The following is a 20,388-nucleotide window of genomic DNA, read 5'->3' on the forward strand; positions in this document are numbered from 1 at the left end:
GAACCTCCTTTGGGGGAGGGGCCCGGTCGGTGCGGGAGACCGTCCTACCGACACTTGGGAGATAAGTTCGCGCGCCACTAGAAAACAGTTTGGCTCCGTGCATGCGCATATTGTGCTTGTGCACGGCTCCTCTTTGGTCCGAAGGCGCGTGAACTTATCTTTTCTCCTGCACCCTCCCATATACTGGACATTCGGCATTGCCTGCCCCGTCCGCTGTGAGTAAGAGCCACATTCCGGCTCCGGCGGAAGCAGCGCAAGGCCTGCCACCAATTTTCTCCAGTGAAAGGCACCAATTGTTGCGTGTCCTGACGATCATTCCCACGTACAACGAGATTGAGTCGCTGCCCAAAACGCTCACCCGGTTGCGCGCAGCCGTGCCGAATTCGGACGTGCTCATTGCTGACGACAACAGCCCCGACGGCACCGGCCAGTGGGCCAGCGAGTTCGCAGCCAATGATCCCCAAGTTCATGTCCTGCACCGCGCCGGCAAAGAGGGTTTGGGAGCCGCGTACCTGGCCGGCTTTGCCTGGGGCTTGGAGGCCGGTTACGACGTACTGGTAGAGATGGACGCCGACGGCTCGCACCAGCCCGAGCAACTACCGCTGCTTCTTGATGCAATCGACCAGGGCGCAGACCTCGTGCTGGGCTCACGCTGGGTCCCCGGCGGCAAGGTCGTCAACTGGCCATTGCACCGCAAGCTGATTTCCACCTGCGGCAGCCTGTACTCGCGGGTTCTGCTGGGGATCCCGATCCGGGACGTGACAGGCGGTTACCGCGCGTTCCGGCGCAGCACCCTCGAGGCGCTTGACTTCGACTCCGTGGAATCAGTTGGCTACGGGTTCCAGGTCGACATGCTCTGGCGCGTGTGCCAGCTGGGCCTCAAGGTGGTCGAGGTGCCCATCACGTTCGTGGAGCGCGAGTTTGGGGCCTCGAAGATGAGCGGCAACATTGTCCAGGAGGCAATGCTCAACGTCACCAAGTGGGGTTTGACTGCGCGCTGGAACAAACTGACAGGTCGCAACAAGTAGGTTTTCCCGCAACCGGGCACAGGAACGTCCCCGCCAGCTCTCGAATGGCCCCGCCACCGTCACCCACGACGGGGGAGGGGCCTTTCGCCGTCCCACGGCTCTCCGGCCTTCCATGGTGCACCAGCCGCCCACGGTGCGCCTGAGCTTCCGCATGGCCCAGCTGAACTTCTGTGCACCAGTTGTTGGACCACATCACCGACAGTATGTGCTTTCCGATCCAGCGACTGCCACACAGATCTTCGGGGGAGGAGGCGGGAGGTGCGCAGTCGGGGAGTCTGGGAATGCGGGAACACGCAAAAAAGATGGGCCGCCCGTTTGGGCAGCCCACCTTTTGGGTCTCGCGCTGGTGCCTAGACCTTTTCGCCGCGCTTTTCGCGCAGGATGGTCAGGCGGTCCGCCAGAATGGTTTCCAGCTCGGGCAGGCTGCGCCGTTCAAGGAGCATGTCCCAGTGGGTGCGCACCGGCTTGTCGTTGGACGTGTCCGGGGCTTCGCCGTTCACAAGGAGGGCTTCCTTGCCGGTCTTGGACATCCAGGTTGCCGGGATGTCGGCTTCGGACGAGAACGTGACAAACACCTGCTCGCCGTCGGGGCAACGGTATTCCACGCGCTGGCGGGGAGCCGGCTCCACACCGGATTCCGTCTCCATGCTCTGTGCGCCCAAGCGCATGCCACGCAGGCTGCGATCGCTCATGACTTCTCCCTCAAGTTGTTCCCTGCTTCAATGCGTTCATGAAGCACGGGTGTAAGACCCCGGATTTCAGCGGATTCCACCGTCATCCAAGGCTTTGACGACATTAGTTTCAACGCATCACCGCATGCAATTGTTCCTGCACGGCCGGGATGCGAAAAATGCGGCCGGGCAAAACGCCACGCGGCCAAGCACTCATTATACGTGCTTGGCCGCGTTCACCGTGTTTCTGGTGAAATCCCGGTGTTGCCGGTGCTGCTCCCGTGACGCTGCTTAGGCTCCGGGAGACTGGGTGAGGTCGACGGCGTCGTCGGTGTCAGGGGTGGTGGTCCCCAAAACATTGCCGATGCCCTTCAAGGCCTCGCCCACTTCGCTGGGGATGATCCACAGCTTGTTGGAGGTGCCGTCGGCAATCTTGGGCAGCGTCTGCAGGTACTGGTAAGCCAGCAGCTTCTGCGTGGGGTTGCCCTTGTGGATGGCGCTGAAGACCTTCTGGATGGCCTGGGATTCACCGTCAGCGCGCAGGATCGCGGCCTTGGCGTCGCCTTCAGCCTTCAGGATGGAGGACTGGCGCTCACCTTCGGCGGTCAAAATGGCTGACTGCTTGGTTCCTTCCGCCGTCAGAATGGCCGCACGGCGGTCACGCTCCGCACGCATCTGCTTTTCCATGGAGTCCTGGATCGACAGGGGCGGGTCAATGGCCTTGAGCTCGACACGGCTGACGCGGATGCCCCAGCGGCCGGTGGCCTCATCGAGCACGCCGCGCAGCTGACCGTTGATCTGGTCACGCGAGGTCAGTGCCTCTTCCAGGTTCAAGCCACCGACGACGTTACGCAGCGTGGTGGTGGTCAGCTGTTCCACAGCCTGAATGTAGTTCGCGATCTCATAGGTTGCCGCACGGGGGTCGGTGACCTGAAAGTAGACAACCGTGTCGATGGAGACCACCAGGTTGTCTTCGGTGATCACGGGCTGCGGCGGGAACGAGACAACCTGCTCACGCAGATCCAGCAGCGGCAGCAGGCGGTCCACGAATGGAATCAACACCGTCAGCCCTGGATTCAGGGTGCGCTGGTACTTGCCAAGGCGCTCCACCACACCGGCACGGGCCTGTGGAATGATGCGGACCGATCGAACAAGGACAATCACTACGAATATCAGTAGGACTAGTACAACAAACAGCCACACGACTGTGCCGGCTCCGTCTCCCATGAAATCCCCTCTTTTCTGTGTAAGAATCTGTGCATCACTGCCACATGGCGCGCGGGCATGAGCCCGCGGCCCGGCAGTGGTGCCTAAGCTGTGGTGGTGGCTGGTCCCGGCGACTTGTGCGCCAAGGGGTGGCTGACGATCGCGGTGGCGCCGTCGATGGCGTCGACTTCAACGGCCGAACCGACGGGAAGCTCACTGCCTCCGGTGATCCGGGCAGTCCAGATGTCGCCGCCGATCTTGACCAATCCTCCGGCGAGTCCGACCGTTTCCAGGACGACTGCCTTGTGACCGATGAGCCGGTCAATGTTGGAGAGCTGGTCGGCCGGGCCGCGGTGCAGATGCGCCAGCGCCAGTGGTCTGATCAGGACGGTGGTGGCAAGCGCAACAACGCAGAAAATCACGATCTGCAGCCACAGTTCAGCGTGGAACAGGAAAGCCACGAGGGCAGCCAATGCTCCAACAGACATCAAAATGAAGTACAGGTTCAACGTCAGCATCTCAGCGACAGCCAACAGCAGGAAAACTGTCAGCCAGATGATCCAGCCAAAGTCATTAATCCATTCGAGCATTGAGTCCCCCTTAGAGACTTATTTCCGTATCTACGAGCCTACTACGCGAGGCTGGGAATATCCGGCTAAATGACGGCCTGAAGTGGCATTCTCAACGGGTCGGAGCCAACATGGCCGGCAATGCGGCCCAAGATCCCGATTCCCTCGCCCAACTGTCCGTCGCTGTAGCCGAAGGGCAGGCGCAGATAGCGTTCAAAGGCGCCGTCGATCCCAAACCGCGGGCCGGGAACCAGCCCGAGCCCTTCAGCCCTGGCCGCCAGCGCCAGGGCTGAGCTGGACACCGATTCGGTGTTGATCCACAGGGAAATGCCGCCGTCGGGGACCTGCACCTGCCATTGCGGCAGCTGCGCACGGAGGAGTTGCACTGCCGTGTCCCGCCCGCGGCGCAGGTCAAGGCTGCGGCTGGCCGCCATCGACGGCAGCTCCTGAAGCAGCGTGGTGGCCGCGAGTTGTTCAACCAGCGGCGTGCCAAGGTCCCCGGCAGGTCGGTTGCGCAGGAGCCTGGCCATGATCTCGCGCGGGCCCCGGATCCACCCAACCCGCAGGCCGCCCCAGGCAAGTTTCCCCAACGACCCCAAGGTCAGAATATTGGGGGAGAAGGCAGCCATGGGCGGCAACGGCCCACGGTCGATGTCCAGCAGCGCCGTGGTTTCATCCACAACAAGGACGGTCCCTTCCCGTGCTGCCGCAGCAGCCAGGTATTCGCGCTCATGGATTGACATGCTCATGCCGGTGGGGTTGTGGAAGTCGGGCATGAGGAATGCCAGGCTCGGTGCCGCCCGCCGGATTTGCAGCAGTGCCTCCTGTAAATCCCAGCCACCGTCCTGACGGACCGGAAAGGCCAGCACCCGCGCCCCCACGGAGGCAAAGGTGTCGAGTGCATGCGGATAGGTGGGTTGTTCAACCAGGATTCGTTCACCGGGTGAGTACAGGGTCCGGGTGACAAGGTTGAGCGCATGCTGGGCCCCGACCGTCACCATGATTTGATCGGCTGAGGTGGGCACGCCCCTGTCCGTGTAGCTCTGTGCAATGGCTTCCCGGAGGTCCGGCAGGCCAACCAGGTCGAAGCCGTCATGGCACAAGTACGCTGGCAGCTGCTCAAGCGCGTTTGCGTAGGCCCCTTGAATCCCCGGATAAGCCGGTGCCGTGGCCTTGGTGAAGTCCAGCGAGAGGCCGGGGTGCAGGGCATGCTCGCCGCGTTCCCGGCCGGGGAGCTGCAACGTGCTGCCCGAGCCGCGCACACTGTCCAGGAAGCCGTCGTCGCGCAGTTTTGAATACGCGGCAGCGACCGTGGTCCGGCTCAACGCCAGGGCCTGGCTCAATTCCCGCTCGGCCGGCAGCTTCGCACCGCTGGAGAGCCGTCCGTCCATGAGCAACACGCGGATCCGCTCGGCGAGGGCCTTGTAGGCGGGGGCGCTGCTGCGCCATTCGCCAAGCTCGCGCACCAGCCTGCGTCCGGTTACAAAAGAGTTCATGAAGCCACATTAGTTGAATTGGCCCTTTTGCGTAAGGCCAGTTTGACTAGACTGGGCTCATGCAGTTGTTCTTCTCCACCCGAAATCTTCCAGTCCGTGTTGTCCGGCTCTTTCTTGGCCTGGCCCTATACGGGTTTGCGATCGCCCTGATGATCCGCGGAAACATTGGTGCCTCACCCTGGGACGTCTTTGCCCAGGGCTTGTCCAGGACCACAGGCATCTCCTTTGGGCTGTGCACCATCATCATCAGCGGGGTGGTCTTGCTGTTTTGGATCCCGCTCAAGCAGTGGCCAGGTTTTGGCACCATCGCCAACGCCATCCTGGTCGGCATCTTCGCGGATGTGGGCCTGGCAATAATCCCGCAAGCGCAGCATTTTGGCCTGCAAGTCGGCTCCTTCGCAGCCGGCTTGTTCCTCCTGGCGTTCGCCACCGCGCTCTACATTGGCGCCGGCATGGGTCCCGGCCCGCGGGACGGCTTGATGACGGGCCTGGTCCGGGTCACCGGCCGCCCGGTGTGGCTCATCCGGACCGCCATCGAACTCTCGGTCGTGGTGGTGGGCTTCTTCCTTGGCGGTGTTGTCGGCGCGGGAACCGCGGCGTTCGCCCTGTGCGTGGGGCCCCTGACACAGCTGACCTTGCGCTGGCTCCACGTCGACCTGCACACCAAGCGCCCGGCGGCCATGATCGACCTTGGCGACCCCGAGCCGCAGCGCCCGCTCGGGCAGGACTGACCACAATTGGCGTCAGGCACAATTGGCGTCAGGCAGGACGCCCGGGGGCGGCCCACTCAGGACTGTGCCGGCACCGCAGTGAAAACCGAGATGCGGAATGCCGCCGTCGCCGTCGTCAGTGGGGGCAGCTTCGCCAGCCGTACACCCAATTCAACGGGGTCAAGGTGGTGCCCGGCCGGGCCCATCAAGGCCACATTGCCGACGTCGGCCGGGGCCAGCCGCAGCGGCACCACCAGCTCCTGGCTGGCCACCAGCGAGAAATTCGCCGCCATCGAGTGGGTGAGGGCTGCTTCCTTGTCAGCTTGAATCGCCAGCATCCCTGCGTCCTGGGCAATTTCGGCGAGGTGCTGTGGCAGGGGAGTGACCACCACGAGCGCCCCGCCCGGCTTGAGGATGCGCGCAAATTCGGTGGCGTTGCGCGGGGCAAAGATGACAAGCACGACGTCGGCCGTGTTGGCTCCCAGCGGCAGCTCCCGCCACAGGTCCCAGACGATGTTCACGGCGGCCGGATTGCGCCTGGCTGCCCGGCGCAGGGCGAACTTGGAGATGTCCAGGCCCACCGCGGCCACGCTGCGAGTGCCGCTGCTGGCACTACTGGCCGCGGCCATATTGCGGGTCCCGCTGGCCGGGTCGGGTCCGTGGTTGGCATCCCGCCCGGGTTCAACCCCACCAGGCTCGGGTGCCAGCGCCGCCAGGATCTGGTGGAGGTACCAGCCGGTGCCGGTGCCGGCATCAACGATCAGGGCCGGGCTGCTTCCGGTGCTGGCCAGTTGCGCCTGCACTGCCTCTGCCAGTGCGGCTCCGAGCGGCAGGTAGTGGCCGGCGTCCAGGAATGCGTCGCGGGCAGCGACCATGTCGGCGGTGTCGGGGACAAATTTGGTGCCGTGTCCGGTGAGGAGGTTCAGGTATCCCTGGCGGGCGATGTCAAAGCTGTGGCCGTTGGCGCAGGCAAGCGACCGGGGCTGGTTGTCAGAGAATTCGAGGCCGCAGATCGGGCAGAGCAGGGTGTTGAGCGCGGCGGTGTCCATCCCATAATCCTAGCGGCTGGCGGCAATCAGGGACCCACCGTCCAACCGGCGACCAGCCGTCTGCCCTCAAGGCTGGCACCATGAATTCGAGTTTGCAGTTGTTGGACCACAAACCCTCGGAATGCGGTTTCCACGTCCAACAACTGCAAACTCGATCCGAAGAAGGCGGCGGACAGCGAGCATGTGGCGCCGTAGAACTGCTAGAAGTTCAGCCCCGCCCGGGCGGCCGCGATGTCCGGGTTGGCCCAGTGCTCGTTGTATTGGGCGTTGCTTGCCAGCGAGCGCGTGTGTGCCTTGTCGAGGTACAGGGTGCCGGCGAGATGGTCGCTTTCGTGCTGGACGATTCTTGCCTGCCACCCCGTGAACCGGCGGGTGCGCGCGGTGCCAAGTTCGTCGTCGTACGACAGGTCAACGGCTGCAGGCCGGTCCACCACGGCCTGCCAGCCGGGCACTGACAGGCAGCCCTCGTAATGGGAGGCCAGCGCGTTGCCGGCGGGGGTGTAGCGGGGGTTGAGGATGGCGAAGAGTTCAAGCGGCTCGCGGTGCCGGGCAGCCGCGTTCTCGGCGGAGACGTCGTACACGTCTTCGAGCACGGCAAGCTGCAGCGGGATGCCGATCTGCGGGGCGGCCAGGCCAACTCCCGGAGCGGCCCGCATGGTCTCGGTCATGATCTCGATGAGCCGCGCCAAGTCAGGGTCCGTGAGCTGCCCGGTGAAGGGGAGCGCCCGGGCGCGCAGGACGGGGTGGCCGGCCTGCACAATCGGCGGGAGTCCGTCGGCATCCAGAACGGCGGCGAGGGCCTGTTGCAGATAGGTCTGGCTGGGGCTGCCTTGATTGAGGCCGGCGTCGTCGAACACGGGCAGCTCGGGATCATGCATTGTCGGCCTCGATGCGCCAGGCGCCAACAGGGGAGTAGGCGCTGTCCATGACCGTCTCGGCAACTCCCGGTTCAAGGGCGTAGTGGTTGAGGTTGCCTGCCCAATAGCGCAGGATGCGGGCCAATTCCGGCCCTGGTTCCTCCTTGACGGCGTCCAAGTCCACTTCCAAGACAAACTTCATGATCGTGCCCTCCCAGGAGTTGATGGTGCCTCCATTGTGCCAAGCATCGGCCGATCCCGGGCACAGCTCCGCGCGCACCTTCTCGTACAGCCCTTGCCAAGCTGCCACTGGGGGCTATGGTGGCTTAAAGGGCTAGCTGAGAAAAGGGATTGACATGTCTTCCAACAGTTTCGATGCACGCGGTGAACTCGTCGTTGATGGCGAACCATATGAAATCTACCGATTGGACAAGGTTCCGGGCTCCGCCAGGCTGCCCTACAGCCTGAAGGTGCTGCTGGAAAACCTGCTCCGCAACGAGGACGGCCACCTTGTCACGGCCGAGCAGGTGCGCGCCGTGGGGGACTGGGACCCCGGCGCCGAAGCTAGCAAGGAAATCCAGTACACGCCGGCACGGGTGCTGATGCAGGACTTCACCGGCGTCCCGTGCGTGGTTGACCTGGTGGCCATGCGCGACGCCATGTCGGGCTTGGGCGGGGACCCCACCAAAATCAACCCGCTGATCCCCGGCGAACTCGTCATCGACCACTCGGTCATCGCCGACGTCTTCAACCGCCCGGACGCCATCACCAAGAACTCCGAGTTTGAGTTCAAGCGCAACCAGGAGCGCTACCAGCTCCTGCGCTGGGCCCAGCAGTCGTTCGCCGATTTCCTGGTGGTGCCGCCGGACACCGGCATCTGCCACCAGGTGAACCTGGAGTACCTGTCCCGGGTGGTGTTCACCAGGAAGCACGACGGCGTGACCCAGGCTTATCCCGACACTCTCGTCGGCACCGACTCGCACACGCCCATGGTGAACGGCTTGGGCGTGCTTGGCTGGGGCGTCGGCGGGATCGAGGCGGAGGCAGCAATGCTCGGCCAGCCCATGAGCATGCTTGTTCCCCAGGTGGTCGGCTTCAAGCTCACCGGCGAACTGCCGGAGGGCACCACCGCCACCGACCTGGTGCTGACCGTGGCGGAGCTGCTGCGCAAGACCCGTGTTGTGGGCAAGTTTGTCGACTTCTTCGGCCCGGGCGTGGCCAATGTGCCGCTTGCCAACCGGGCAACGCTGGGCAATATGAGCCCCGAGTACGGTTCAACGTGCGCCATCTTCCCCATTGACGGGGAAACACTGAGCTACATGCGCCTCACGGGCCGCACCGAACACCAGATCAACCTTGTCGAGGCCTACGCCAAGGAACAGGGCATCTGGCACGATCCCGACCACACCCCCGACTACAGCCAGATCGTGGAACTCGACCTGTCCACCGTGGAAAGCTCCATCGCCGGGCCCAAGCGGCCGCAGGACCGGATTCCGCTGCGCAGCGCAACCCGTGCCGTACGCGGGCTGCTGGCCGGAGAGTCGCAGGAAGTTGCCGTGATGGCCGGCGGGCTTGACGACGCCGGAGATGAATCGTTCCCGGCCAGCGACCCCGTGGCCATCAGCTCCCGCATTGCCCGCGACGCGCCCCCGCACGTGTATGAGGATGACGGTTCGCCGGACTCCCTGGATTGGCCCAGCGACCCGGCCCGGATCGTCCTTGACGGGCAACAGCTCACCCTTGACCACGGCGACATCGTCATTGCCGCGATCACCTCCTGCACCAACACCTCCAACCCGTCGGTCATGATCGGCGCCGGACTGCTGGCCAAAAAAGCCGTCGGGCTGGGCCTTGACCGCAAGCCGTGGGTGAAGACGACCCTGGCCCCCGGCTCGCGCGTCGTCACGGACTATTACAACCGTGCCGGCCTCACCCCGTATTTGGACAAACTCGGCTTCAGCCTGGTGGGTTACGGCTGCACCACCTGCATCGGCAACTCCGGCCCCCTCATCCCGGCCGTCAGCGAAGGCGTGAACGGCAACGACCTCACCGTTGCTGCCGTCCTGTCCGGGAACAGGAACTTTGAGGGCCGCATCCACCCCGAGGTAAAGATGAATTTTCTGGCGTCCCCGCCGCTGGTCATCGCCTATGCCCTGGCCGGGTCGATGCACGTTGACCTGCTCAAGGACCCGCTGGGCACCTCCACCGATGGGCGCCCCGTCTATTTGAAGGACATCTGGCCCACGACGGCGGAAATCAAGGAAGTGGTTGACGCCAGCCTCGAGGCGCAAATGTTCACCGACGGCTACGCGGATGTCTACCATGGCGACGAAAACTGGCGCGGCATGGACGTCCCCGAGGGCGACATGTTCGCCTGGTCCGAGGAATCAACGTACGTGCGCAAGCCACCCTACTTTGACGGCATGCAGCGCGAGCCGGCCCCCGTCACCGACATTGTCGGGGCCCGGGTGCTGGCCATGCTGGGCGACTCAGTGACCACCGACCACATCTCCCCGGCCGGCAACATCAAGAAGTCCACGCCAGCCGGGCAATACCTGCTGGAGCACGGCGTCGCCCAGGTTGACTTCAACTCCTACGGCTCCCGCCGCGGCAACCACAATGTGATGATCCGCGGCACCTTCGCCAACATCCGGCTGCGCAACCTCCTCGTGCCGGGGGTGGAAGGCGGCTTTACCAAACGCTCGGCCGACGGCCCGGTGGAAACCATCTTCGACGCCTCCACCGCCTACCTTGCGGCAGGCACCCCGCTGGTGGTCATTGCCGGCACCGACTACGGCTCCGGATCCTCCCGTGACTGGGCTGCCAAGGGCACCATGCTGCTGGGTGTCAAGGCCGTGATCGCCGCCTCGTTTGAGCGCATCCACCGCTCCAACCTGATCGGCATGGGCGTGCTGCCCCTGCAGTTCAAGGACGGAGACACCGCCGAATCGCTGGGCCTGACCGGCATGGAGACGTACTCCGTCGTCGGCCTGGCCGGCGCCAATCCACTGCCCAGGGAAGTCACCGTGCGGATCGAATCGGACGGCACCAGCCGCGAGATTGCGACAACCCTGCGCATCGACACCCCCGCCGAGGAGGCCTACTACGTCCACGGCGGCATCCTGCAGTACGTGCTGCGCCAGCTGCTGGATTCCTAGTCCGGCACCTCGGCGGGGTGTGGACACGGCTGGGATGCACCTCAGGTGGGATGGACGACGGCGGCCGGTTGCCGCCGTCGTCCATCTTGACGTGGGCTGCGGACGGGCCTTGTGTTACGGCGGAGCACGCCCGGGAATCCGCGGTCGAGGGCCGGCAAGCCATCGACCGTGCATAATGATTCAATGACAGAAGTAATTAACACTGAACGCCTTACCCTGCGTCCCTGGGAAGATTCCGACGTCGATTTCATCTATGACCTGTACTCCCGCTGGGTGGTGCAGCGCTTCATCGGCACCGAGCCGGCCGTCATGGCCAGCCGCTCGGAGGCTGTTGAGCGGCTTGCCCGTTTCCAGGCAATGGACCATCCTGTCCACGGCATCTGGGCCGTGACCCGCAAGGAGGACGGCCTGCCCGTGGGGACACTGCTGCTCAAGCCGATTCCGGCCTCGGGTGACGAACCCCTGCAGCCTTCAAAGGACATCGAGATCGGCTGGCATTTCCATCCGGACCACTGGGGCAACGGCTTCGCCTCCGAAGCCGCCACGGCGGTACTGGACCACGCCTTTGCGTCCGGGCTGGAGCAGGTGGTGGCGGTGACCAACCCTGCCAACGAGGCGTCCCAGAGCGTGTGCCGCCGCCTCGGCATGGAGCACCAGGGCTTGTCCAAAAAGTATTACAACGCTGCCTGCGAACTGTTCCTGGTCAGTAAACCGGCCGCCACGGATCCCGCCGCCGCAGAGCCGGCCGTCTAGCCTTCCGCGCCCGCGCAAATCCTTCCGGGCGCATCCTCCCACCCGCTGAAAAGGGACGCCCCCATGCCAGAACCGCTGCCCGGTGGCAACATGAATGCAGTGGAGCGCGACGGGGACACGGTGCTGCGCAATGCCGGGCCCTGGACGCCCACGGTCCACCGCTATCTGGCGTACCTGGGCCGCGCCGGCATCGACTGGGTCCCGCAGCCGCTGGAAGTTGCCGGCGGCCGGGAGCGGCTGACGTTCGTTGCGGGAGACGTGCCGCTGTACCCGCTGCCTGACTGGGTGTGGACGGAATCCGTGCTCGTGGAGGGGGCCCGGCGCCTGCGCCGGCTTCACGACGCCAGCATTGGTTTCGGGCTGGACGGGGCCGTGTGGCAGTCGCCGGCCAAGGTGCCTGCCGAGGTCATTTGCCACAACGACTTTGCCCCGCACAACCTCGCTTTTGAGGACGGCAGGCTGGTGGGGGCCATCGACTTCGACATGTGTTCGCCTGGCCCACGAATGTGGGATCTGGCCTATTTTGCCACCCGGGCCGTGCCGCTGGCCCGGGACACGCCCGCCAACGCTCCCGGCATGGCCCAGGCAAGAGCGCGGGTGCAACTAGTCCTGGACGCCTATGGATCGGACTCCACCTGGGACGACGTACTCCGTGTCGCCATCATCAGGCTGTGGGACCTTGCGGACATGTCCCGGGTCAAGGCCGTGGAACTGGAGAAGCCTGACCTCAACGACGACGCCGACCTGTACGTCCGGGACGTGGAATACCTGGCAGCCTTCACGGCTGCGGACGACGGCGGGCCCCATGGCTGACATTGACTACATCCGGAGCGCAGGCACCGGTCTGGCACTGCCAGACCTTCTGGACTTGTACAACTCCGTGGGGTGGACCAGCTACACAGAAACCCCCGAGCGGCTGGCAGCGGCCCTCGAGGGTTCGCACCTGGTTGTCGCGGCTAGAACAGGGGAGCAGCTGGTGGGCCTGGCCCGGGTCATTTCCGACGGAGCCAGCATTTGGTACCTGCAGGACCTGCTGGTCCGGCCCGAGTTTCAGCGGTGCGGAATTGGCCGCGAACTGGTTCGGCAGGCGCTTCAAGACTCCGGCGGCGTGCGGCAGAAGGTGCTGCTGACCGACGACGAGCCTGGCCAGAAGGCGTTCTATGAGGCGCTCGGCTTTCAGCAGACAACGGAATTTCGCAGCGGCACAACCCGGGCATTTGTGCGATTCGATTAGCTGCAGCCCTTGTGGGTCCGGCGGCAGGCGCCTGCCAGACTCCCTGCACGGAAGCCCTGCCCTCGACTGCTGCCGCGCTTGTAGTGTGGGGATGTGCCGAAAATGAGCAGGATCGAAGAAGGCCCGGCCCCTCTCCAGCGGCGCCTTGCGGATAAGCTGGACAGCGACCGCGAAGGCGGCCCGCTGCAGAGAGAAGAGACATGATGAGCCAGGACCTGACGACGGCGACACCGGGCGGGCGCATGCACGCGGCCGACACCCATGACTTGATCCGGGTGCAGGGTGCACGCGTGAACAACCTCAAGGACATCAGCGTCGAGATCCCCAAGCGGCGGCTCACGGTCTTTACCGGCGTCTCGGGATCGGGCAAGAGCTCGCTGGTGTTTGGCACGATTGCTGCCGAGTCACAGCGCATGATCAACGAAACCTACAGCGCTTTTGTGCAGGGCTTCATGCCCACACTGGCACGGCCCGACGTCGACCTGTTGGAAGGGCTGACCACCGCCATCCTTGTCGACCAGGAACGCATGGGCGCCAACCCTCGCTCCACCGTGGGCACCGTCACCGACGCGAACGCCATGCTGCGCATCGTGTTCAGCCGGATGGCCCAGCCCCACATTGGCTCGCCCCAGGCCTACTCGTTCAATGTCGCCTCCATCTCGGGCGCAGGCGCCGTCACGATCGAGAAAGCGGGGGAGAAGATCAAGGAGCGGCGCAGCTTCTCCATCACCGGCGGCATGTGCCCGCGTTGCGAGGGCATGGGCAAGGTCAACGACTTCAATCTCGACGCGCTCTTTGACTCCGCCAAGTCGCTGTCCGAAGGCGCCATCACCGTCCCGGGCTACAGCATGGACGGCTGGTACGGGCGCATCTTCGCCGGCTCCGGCTTCTTCGACATGGACAAGAAGCTGGGCAAGTTCACGAAGAAGGAGCTGCACGACCTTCTGCACAAGGAGCCGGTCAAGATCAAGGTCGAGGGCATCAACCTGACGTACGAGGGCATCATTCCCAAGATGCAAAAATCCATGCTGGCCAAGGACGTGGACGCCATGCAGCCGCACATCCGCGCCTTTGTGGAGCGTGCCGTCGTGTTCACCACCTGCCCCGACTGCAACGGCACCCGCCTGGCCGAGCATGCCCGCAACTCCAGGATCGACGGCGTGAGCATCGCCGACGCGTGCACCATGCAAATCAACGACCTCGCCGCCTGGGTGCGTTCCCTCGACGAGCCCTCGGTGGCGCCGCTGCTCGGTGCGCTGGGGGAGACCCTTGATTCGTTCGTGGACATCGGCCTTGGCTATCTTTCCCTGGACCGCCCTTCCGGCACGCTGTCCGGCGGCGAGGCCCAGCGCACCAAAATGATTCGGCATCTGGGTTCTTCCCTGACGGACATCACCTATGTGTTCGACGAGCCCACCATCGGCCTGCACCCGCATGACATCGCCCGCATGAACCAATTGCTGCTGCAGCTTCGGGACAAGGGCAACACCGTCCTCGTCGTGGAGCACAAGCCCGAGGCCATCGCCATCGCCGACCACGTGGTTGATTTGGGCCCGCGGGCAGGATCCGCCGGCGGCGAGGTGGTCTATGAGGGCAGCCTCGAGGGGCTGCGCGCCAGCGGCACCCTTACCGGACAGCATCTCGATGACCGGATGACGCTCAAGGAAACCTTCCGCAAGCCCACCGGCGTGCTCGAGGTGCGCGGCGCCAACGAGAACAACCTGAAGGATGTCGACGTCGACATTCCGCTGGGCATGCTGACAGTAGTAACAGGCGTGGCCGGCTCCGGCAAGAGCTCCCTCATCCACGGTTCCGTCTCCGGGCGCGACGGTGTCGTCACGGTTGACCAGGGCGCCATTCGAGGCTCCCGCCGCAGCAACCCCGCCACCTACACCGGCCTGCTGGACCCCATCCGCAAGGCCTTCGCGAAGGCCAACGGCGTGAATCCTGCCCTGTTCAGCGCCAACTCCGAGGGGGCCTGCCCCACCTGCAACGGTGCCGGCGTCATCTACACCGACCTTGGCATGATGGCCGGCGTCTCCACTGTGTGCGAGGAGTGCGAGGGCCGCCGCTTCCAAGCCGCGGTCCTCGAGTACCACCTGGGCGGAAAGAACATCAGCGAGGTCCTGTCCATGTCGGTGGATGCGGCGGAAGAGTACTTTGCCGAAGGCGAGGCCAAGCTGCCTGCCGCACACAAGATCGTCAGCCGGCTGTCCGACGTCGGACTTGGCTACCTCAAGCTCGGCCAGCCGCTGACCACGCTTTCCGGCGGTGAGCGCCAGCGCATCAAGCTGGCCACGCACCTGGGGGAGAAGGGCGGTATTTACGTCCTCGACGAGCCCACCACGGGGCTGCACCTGGCCGACGTCGAGAAGCTTTTGGGGCTGCTGGACCGGCTGGTCGAGTCCGGGAAGTCGGTCATTGCGATTGAGCATCACCAGGCTGTCATGGCGCATGCCGACTGGATCATCGACATTGGTCCCGGTGCCGGGCACGACGGCGGGACTGTCGTTTTCGAGGGAACGCCGGCACAGCTTGTGGCTGGCCGGGAGACGTTGACGGGGGAGCACCTGGCAGCCTACATCGGCGCCTGATGTTCGAACGGTGTTCGATTGCCCGCGGCGCCGTGGAGCTGTCCTACTTGACGGGGGCTCCGGACCCGTCGTGGTGCTCTTGCACGAACTGGCGGGGGAGTCGGCGGAGTTTGTCCCCACGATGGCCGCGTTGGCTGGCAGGGATCAGGGGAAGTCCACGATAGTGCCGTAGAGCGGGTAGGCCTTGGCAAGTTTGCGTGATTCGGGCGAGATTGCGAGTGTGTCACCTGTCGCCGACGCGAAGTCCACGGTGCCAACGAGAGTGAAGCTCTCAAAGACGAACGGCAGGCTCCGCCCCACGAAGAGGTCGGGCTTGTCGAGGAGGCCGAAATGCAGGTGCGGCCCCTGGGAGGGTCCGGTGTTCCCGAGCTTGCCGACAACGTCGCCGGCCTTCACTGTGTCGCCGACGGCCACGGCAAGGCTGCCCGGCTGCAGGTGCGCGTAGGCCGCATAGACGCCCTCGGCGATCTTAATCATCACCTGGTTGCCGCCGTAGCCCTCCTTCGTCTCGGGGGCGGTGGACTTGAACGGGGTCGATTCCTGGACGCCGTCATGGACCGCAACGACTGTGCCGTCGGCGACCGCGAGCACGTTCGCTCCGAAGTCGTAGAACAGCTCGTTTCGGCTGCCGTCGCCGTCGTAAACGCGGTCACCCTTCACCTGGGCCCAGTCCACGGCGAAGGTCTCGGCTGTTGCAAGGCGGATCCCGTCCGCAGAGAGCCGCAGGTCGCGGTGGACGTTGGGCGAACAGCACGCGCTGGTGGCCAGCCAGCCGTCGCCTGCAAGGGGAGGTGCGATCACTGTGGCTGCTGTGCGGTCGACCACGATCTCGGGGCCGTGAACGACGGTGTCGTCGACGATAGCCGCACCAACCAAACCCGCAGGCAGTGTGTACTCGATCCGGTTCGACAGTCGCTCCGGAACTTTATCGCCCGACGGCAGCGGCAGGTCCACCTCCACCACGACAGCTGCTGAGGCGTCGACGACGGGCGACGCTGCGTGGGTGTATAAGGTTTGGGTCGCGGCCGCAAGGATGTCTCCCTCCACCGTCATGAGATCCTTACCGTCAGGATCGACGACCGTCACACCGGTCAACGTCACAGGGTCGCTGAACGCATTGACGACGAGGAGTTCGTATTCGACGTGGCCCAGCTCGTCGCTTCCGCGGACGACCTGGGCGTCATGGATGGGCTGGACGAGGATCGCGCTCACCTGGTCCGCCGGCGTGGATACGGGCGGGGACGGTGCCGACGTGTCAGACGTCGGCGGGGATCCACTGCCACCGAGAGTTGTGCACCCGGCACCCGTCAACGACACAGCGATCACAGCGGCAGCGAACTTGAATCCGACTCGAACACGCATGAGTTCTTCCTCCATCGTTGGTGGACCCGCTTGTTGCAGGCTCAGATCGTGCCGCCGGAGCAAGACCACACTGGGGAACGAAGGACTGGCACCTAGCCTAGACCCCTCGATAGTGCAGCACAACGACTCACCTTCCTGGAGATATTTTTGTTGAGGCAACAAGTGGCCGCTCAGAGTTTCCTGGGCCGAGGAGACAAGACGACGGAGGTTCAAGTGGCACCCATTTACTTCATGGCGTCGCGCCGCATGAAGGGTTCTTGCGTAGAAAAGGACTGACCCTGATAATGCGCCGATAATCTACATTATGTAAAGTAAAGTGAATCTGGCCCTCCCATACGGGGCGCCCTGTTGTCCTTTCTTATCTTCACAGACCCACCTTCCACCCAGTTGACGCATGGTTTCGGCGGGCCAGCGGACGAACGCACCCGCGGATGTGGCGGCGCGTGTCTACGACTTACTCAGCGACGTTCCAGTTGTTCGCGGAACGAGATGGTAGGTTCATGAACATGTCAGCCAGCCTGCCAGAACCATCCGAGATGCAAGACTCGAGGATTGCCGAGATCGAGTGCCCACAGCCAGCAGACCTGCACCACGTCGGCTCCCTCCCCGTCACGCAGTTGCTGGACCACTTCCATGTGCCTGGTGTCAGCATCGCCGTCATCAACAACTTCCAGATCGCGTGGACGAAGTCATGGGGCACGGCAGACGTGCAGTCCGGAGCAGCAGCTACCGACGAAACGCTGTACCAGGCGGCCTCGATCAGTAAACCGGTGGCGGCGATGGCGTCGCTGAAGGCTGCGCAGATCGGGCTGTTCGATCTCGACCAAGACATCAACACCATCTTGAATAGCTGGCAGCTGCCTCAGGGGCAGTTCCATGGAGGCGGTGCGGTCACACCTCGAATGCTCATGAGTCATACTTCGGGCCTCGGAGACGGATTTGGTTTCCCCGGGTACAAACCGAATGAGCCGCTGCCGACATTGCTGCAGGTCCTCGACGGGCTTCCACCCTCCCCTCTGGCTGCAGTGCGGCCGGTGCGGCCGCCCATGACGGCTTACCAGTATTCGGGCGGCGGCATCGAGATACAGCAGCTCGCACTCACCGACTCAGTCGGAGCACCCTTCGCACAAATCATGCATGATTGGGTCCTTCAACCGATCGGCATGACCATGAGCACCTTCGAGCAGCCCTTGCCGGCAGAACTCGAATGCCGGGCAGCCCATGCACACGACGTCTCGGGCGAGGCGATGGACGCACGATGGCATGCGCACCCGGAGCAGGCCGCTGCCGGATTGTGGACAACAGCAACTGACTTGGCCCGGTTCCTCATCGAAGTGCAAAAGACTTTGGCGGGAGAATCCTCGCTTGTTCTGGACAGAACCACGATGCGCAACATGGTCACCCCCGTCGGGGTGGGCCCGTTCGCAGTCGGTTTCATGGTGACGCAAAAAGGCGATGGCTGGTACTTCGAACACGACGGTGACAACTGGGGCTTCAAAGCCCAAGCCATCGCGCACGTCGCCAAAGGCTACGGTGCCGTGATCATGACCAATGGCGACAAGGGTGGATCAGTGATGGCGGAGATCCAGAACCGCATTGCCAAGGCTTACTCCTGGGACCTTGACGACATACCCGTGGAATCCTGACCTCGGAGCACGGCTGGGCAGGTACACGCCACCACTCCCCCTCCCCCTGCATCAGACGAGTTCGAACTCCACCACGCTGACCGCATCTTGGTCGGACAACTCTGGATAGTGGTTGCGCAACTCGCGGCGGAACTCCTCCATGGACGTACCCCGGGCGAGACGGGCCTGCTCGGCCGTCATGCCGTCCAGCCGGTAGTACTGCACTCTGGATACCACCCCTGCCAGGGTGCGATGAACGGCGTCGTCCTCAAATACGAAGACATACTCCCCGGGCACCACATCCTCATCAAAACGAACCGTCGTCACCTTGCTTCCAGTCGCCACAGCCTCGTAGTACCTCTTGTTAAATCTGAGGATCCTCCGGGAACCTGCGTCCGGGAGCACATACGAGGATGGAAGGAGTTTTCTGATCGGCTGCATCCTTGCGCCTTTGCCTCCCGGTACGGCGACCATGATGTCCGGGTGAATGTCCAGCATCGCCTGCCGGCACCTGCCGCAGGGCGGAATGAGACCGCGTCCGCCGTCGCCCGCTGCAGCCATGGTCATCAAGGGGCCGGCTCCGGCCGTTGCCGCGAGCCCCATGACCACGAACTCTGCACACGGCCCGCCAGTGAAGTGATAAACATTGACGGCCCGATGAATCACCCCTTGCGTATCCATCGCCGCTGCTGCAACCGTATGGTTCTCATCGGAACCGAGAGTAGCTGCCAACTCCTCTGCCGCCTGGATAACTCGCAGCTCTGATTCAAGTGGGTCCATGGATGTATTCTTCCCTACCAGTCGATGGTGACCGCTCCCCCCCGCACGGGAATCCATTAAGTTTCGACACAAGTTCACACTCACGGCTCCCGATGCTGTGCAGCTACGCTTGTGGGGTGAAGGATCTTATGCGCGCAACGGTCAGTGACGCTGGAGAAATTACGGAATTTCTGCGCATCGCCGACCTGACTCTCAGTGGCCTGGACTCACCCTCGGTGAATTTGTGGGTCTTGCGAGGCGAGAGGACGGGACGGATTCTAGGGAGTGCCGGCTTTGAATGCAGTGCCGACGGACGCCATGCCCTTCTCCGCAGCGTCGCTGTCGATCCAGCACTTCGCGGAACTGGTATCGGCAGTGAAGTCGCCCAATTTACTTTGGATCAGGCCGCCGAGGCTGGCGCCGAGCACGCCTGGTTGTTCAGCCGCAGGTCAGGTCCCTTCTGGCAGAAACTTGGCTTCACATCTGTAGAAACGAACGATCTTGCCTCGGCCCTGGCCGCAACACACCAAGTTCAACTCTTCATCGAGACAGGCCAGCTCGATCGGGAAATTGCCTGGAGCAGACAACTCTGACCCGCCCCACCGGCCGGGAGGCAAAGAACCCACCACTCCCCCGGCGGGGTACACCCTCAGAGGTGCTTGACCATCTCCAGTTCGTTCTTCGTGGCGTACAGGCTATAAGGGACGCTGTGGCCGGTCGCGGCAAAACCGTTTCGTTCGTAGTATTTCCTCGCCCGGGTGTTTTCTTCGCGAACGTGGAGCGCTAGCTTGCCGCCCTCGGTGCTCGCCCAAGCCTCGATGGTCCCCACCCATTGGCCGGAGCCAGACATGGCAGCAGCCTGGGCCCCATGAGCTGCGATTCCACGTTCACCTCGCTGCCTCCCCGCTGTCTCATCCATGCCCTCCCCTGCTTCCAGGCTTTCCGCAAAGTCCGTGGGTGTATCGCTGGTTGTCGCCAAACGGATGTCGCGGATCTGGCGCCAGTCTGACGGCGTCGTACATCGAATCGAAAAGTCATGGGTCGTCATCCACAGAATCGTATTTCATGCTGGTATCCAGCACCGACAGTTGCCGTTTGTACTAACAACACCCACGGTCGCCATGACGGATGCAGGTAGGCTATTGCGAAGAGTGCGCTGCGTCCTATCGCAGCGTGACAGAGATGTTTTGGGGGAATATTGGGGCAGTTGGATATTGGTAATTCTGGCGGGACAGCCACGATTGTGGCCGAAGGATTAGTGGCTGGGTTCGGCAGAACACCAGTCTGCGATCCTGTTTCCTTCGAGCTCAGTGCCGG

19 protein-coding genes are annotated in these 20,388 nt (G+C 63.7%); 9 read left to right on the forward strand and 10 right to left on the reverse strand.

Going from position 1 to position 20,388, the window contains the following annotated elements; all coding sequences use genetic code 11:
• Window positions 1-296: 296 nt before the first annotated feature.
• Window positions 297-1,028 (forward strand): polyprenol monophosphomannose synthase, encoded by a 732-nt coding sequence (locus tag ACT3TS_RS03580; protein ID WP_444530113.1) that lies wholly within the window; start codon window positions 297-299, stop codon window positions 1,026-1,028.
• A 350-nt stretch (window positions 1,029-1,378) separates the two neighbouring features.
• On the opposite strand, the gene ACT3TS_RS03585 is transcribed toward ACT3TS_RS03580, so the two are convergent.
• The 4 genes from ACT3TS_RS03585 to yczR all read right to left on the reverse strand — a co-directional run bounded on the left by ACT3TS_RS03585 (window position 1,379) and on the right by yczR (window position 4,970).
• Window positions 1,379-1,720 (reverse strand): RNA polymerase-binding protein RbpA, encoded by a 342-nt coding sequence (locus ACT3TS_RS03585; RefSeq protein ID WP_444530114.1) that lies wholly within the window; start codon window positions 1,718-1,720, stop codon window positions 1,379-1,381.
• A 270-nt stretch (window positions 1,721-1,990) separates the two neighbouring features.
• Window positions 1,991-2,926, reverse strand: a complete 936-nt coding sequence (locus ACT3TS_RS03590) for an SPFH domain-containing protein (protein ID WP_444530115.1) — start codon at window positions 2,924-2,926, stop codon at window positions 1,991-1,993.
• Window positions 2,927-3,009: 83 nt separating this feature from the next.
• Window positions 3,010-3,495 (reverse strand): NfeD family protein, encoded by a 486-nt coding sequence (locus ACT3TS_RS03595; RefSeq protein WP_444530116.1) that lies wholly within the window; start codon window positions 3,493-3,495, stop codon window positions 3,010-3,012.
• A 65-nt stretch (window positions 3,496-3,560) separates the two neighbouring features.
• Window positions 3,561-4,970 (reverse strand): MocR-like transcription factor YczR, encoded by a 1,410-nt coding sequence (gene yczR / locus ACT3TS_RS03600; RefSeq protein ID WP_444530117.1) that lies wholly within the window; start codon window positions 4,968-4,970, stop codon window positions 3,561-3,563.
• A 59-nt stretch (window positions 4,971-5,029) separates the two neighbouring features.
• Between yczR and yczE the strand changes: the two genes are divergently transcribed.
• The gene (gene yczE, locus ACT3TS_RS03605; RefSeq protein WP_444530118.1) at window positions 5,030-5,701 is read left to right on the forward strand and encodes a membrane protein YczE; all 672 of its coding nucleotides are present in this window, start codon (window positions 5,030-5,032) and stop codon (window positions 5,699-5,701) included.
• 56 nt (window positions 5,702-5,757) lie between these two features.
• Here the strand turns inward: yczE and ACT3TS_RS03610 are convergent, their stop codons facing one another.
• From ACT3TS_RS03610 to ACT3TS_RS03620, 3 genes are all read right to left on the reverse strand, one after another.
• Window positions 5,758-6,729 (reverse strand): putative RNA methyltransferase, encoded by a 972-nt coding sequence (locus ACT3TS_RS03610; RefSeq protein WP_444530119.1) that lies wholly within the window; start codon window positions 6,727-6,729, stop codon window positions 5,758-5,760.
• 200 nt (window positions 6,730-6,929) lie between these two features.
• A complete protein-coding gene (locus tag ACT3TS_RS03615; RefSeq protein ID WP_444530120.1) occupies window positions 6,930-7,607 on the reverse strand; it encodes a peptide deformylase in 678 nt (225 codons plus the stop codon).
• Window positions 7,600-7,896, reverse strand: a complete 297-nt coding sequence (locus tag ACT3TS_RS03620) for a hypothetical protein (RefSeq protein ID WP_444530121.1) — start codon at window positions 7,894-7,896, stop codon at window positions 7,600-7,602. The genes ACT3TS_RS03615 and ACT3TS_RS03620 overlap by 8 nt, the downstream gene beginning before the upstream one ends.
• A 46-nt stretch (window positions 7,897-7,942) precedes the next feature.
• Here ACT3TS_RS03620 and ACT3TS_RS03625 point away from each other — a divergent pair, with 46 nt between their 5' ends.
• The 5 genes from ACT3TS_RS03625 to ACT3TS_RS03645 all read left to right on the forward strand — a co-directional run bounded on the left by ACT3TS_RS03625 (window position 7,943) and on the right by ACT3TS_RS03645 (window position 15,325).
• Complete coding sequence (locus ACT3TS_RS03625) at window positions 7,943-10,744, forward strand: aconitate hydratase (protein ID WP_444530122.1); 2,802 nt, start codon at window positions 7,943-7,945, stop codon at window positions 10,742-10,744.
• Between the two features lie 183 nt (window positions 10,745-10,927).
• A complete protein-coding gene (locus ACT3TS_RS03630; RefSeq protein ID WP_444530123.1) occupies window positions 10,928-11,497 on the forward strand; it encodes a GNAT family N-acetyltransferase in 570 nt (189 codons plus the stop codon).
• A gap of 63 nt (window positions 11,498-11,560) precedes the next feature.
• Window positions 11,561-12,310 (forward strand): phosphotransferase, encoded by a 750-nt coding sequence (locus ACT3TS_RS03635; protein WP_444530124.1) that lies wholly within the window; start codon window positions 11,561-11,563, stop codon window positions 12,308-12,310.
• Complete coding sequence (locus ACT3TS_RS03640) at window positions 12,303-12,731, forward strand: GNAT family N-acetyltransferase (RefSeq protein WP_444530125.1); 429 nt, start codon at window positions 12,303-12,305, stop codon at window positions 12,729-12,731. Before ACT3TS_RS03635 ends, ACT3TS_RS03640 begins: the two co-directional genes overlap by 8 nt.
• A 203-nt stretch (window positions 12,732-12,934) precedes the next feature.
• Window positions 12,935-15,325: an ATP-binding cassette domain-containing protein gene (locus tag ACT3TS_RS03645; protein WP_444530224.1), complete on the forward strand. Its 2,391-nt coding sequence runs from the start codon at window positions 12,935-12,937 to the stop codon at window positions 15,323-15,325.
• A 144-nt stretch (window positions 15,326-15,469) separates the two neighbouring features.
• Here ACT3TS_RS03645 and ACT3TS_RS03650 read toward each other — a convergent pair whose 3' ends face one another.
• A complete protein-coding gene (locus ACT3TS_RS03650) occupies window positions 15,470-16,687 on the reverse strand; it encodes a M23 family metallopeptidase (protein ID WP_444530126.1) in 1,218 nt (405 codons plus the stop codon).
• 500 nt (window positions 16,688-17,187) lie between these two features.
• Here ACT3TS_RS03650 and ACT3TS_RS03655 point away from each other — a divergent pair, with 500 nt between their 5' ends.
• Window positions 17,188-18,333 (forward strand): serine hydrolase domain-containing protein, encoded by a 1,146-nt coding sequence (locus ACT3TS_RS03655; protein WP_444530127.1) that lies wholly within the window; start codon window positions 17,188-17,190, stop codon window positions 18,331-18,333.
• A 51-nt stretch (window positions 18,334-18,384) separates the two neighbouring features.
• Here ACT3TS_RS03655 and ACT3TS_RS03660 read toward each other — a convergent pair whose 3' ends face one another.
• Complete coding sequence (locus ACT3TS_RS03660; RefSeq protein ID WP_444530128.1) at window positions 18,385-19,092, reverse strand: ASCH domain-containing protein; 708 nt, start codon at window positions 19,090-19,092, stop codon at window positions 18,385-18,387.
• Between the two features lie 116 nt (window positions 19,093-19,208).
• Between ACT3TS_RS03660 and ACT3TS_RS03665 the strand changes: the two genes are divergently transcribed.
• Window positions 19,209-19,664 (forward strand): GNAT family N-acetyltransferase, encoded by a 456-nt coding sequence (locus ACT3TS_RS03665; RefSeq protein WP_444530129.1) that lies wholly within the window; start codon window positions 19,209-19,211, stop codon window positions 19,662-19,664.
• A 56-nt stretch (window positions 19,665-19,720) separates the two neighbouring features.
• Here ACT3TS_RS03665 and ACT3TS_RS03670 read toward each other — a convergent pair whose 3' ends face one another.
• Complete coding sequence (locus tag ACT3TS_RS03670) at window positions 19,721-20,119, reverse strand: GNAT family N-acetyltransferase (protein ID WP_444530130.1); 399 nt, start codon at window positions 20,117-20,119, stop codon at window positions 19,721-19,723.
• Window positions 20,120-20,388 lie beyond the last annotated feature (269 nt).

Source organism: Specibacter sp. AOP5-B1-6 (genome assembly GCF_052376555.1).
Taxonomy (GTDB): domain Bacteria; phylum Actinomycetota; class Actinomycetes; order Actinomycetales; family Micrococcaceae; genus Specibacter.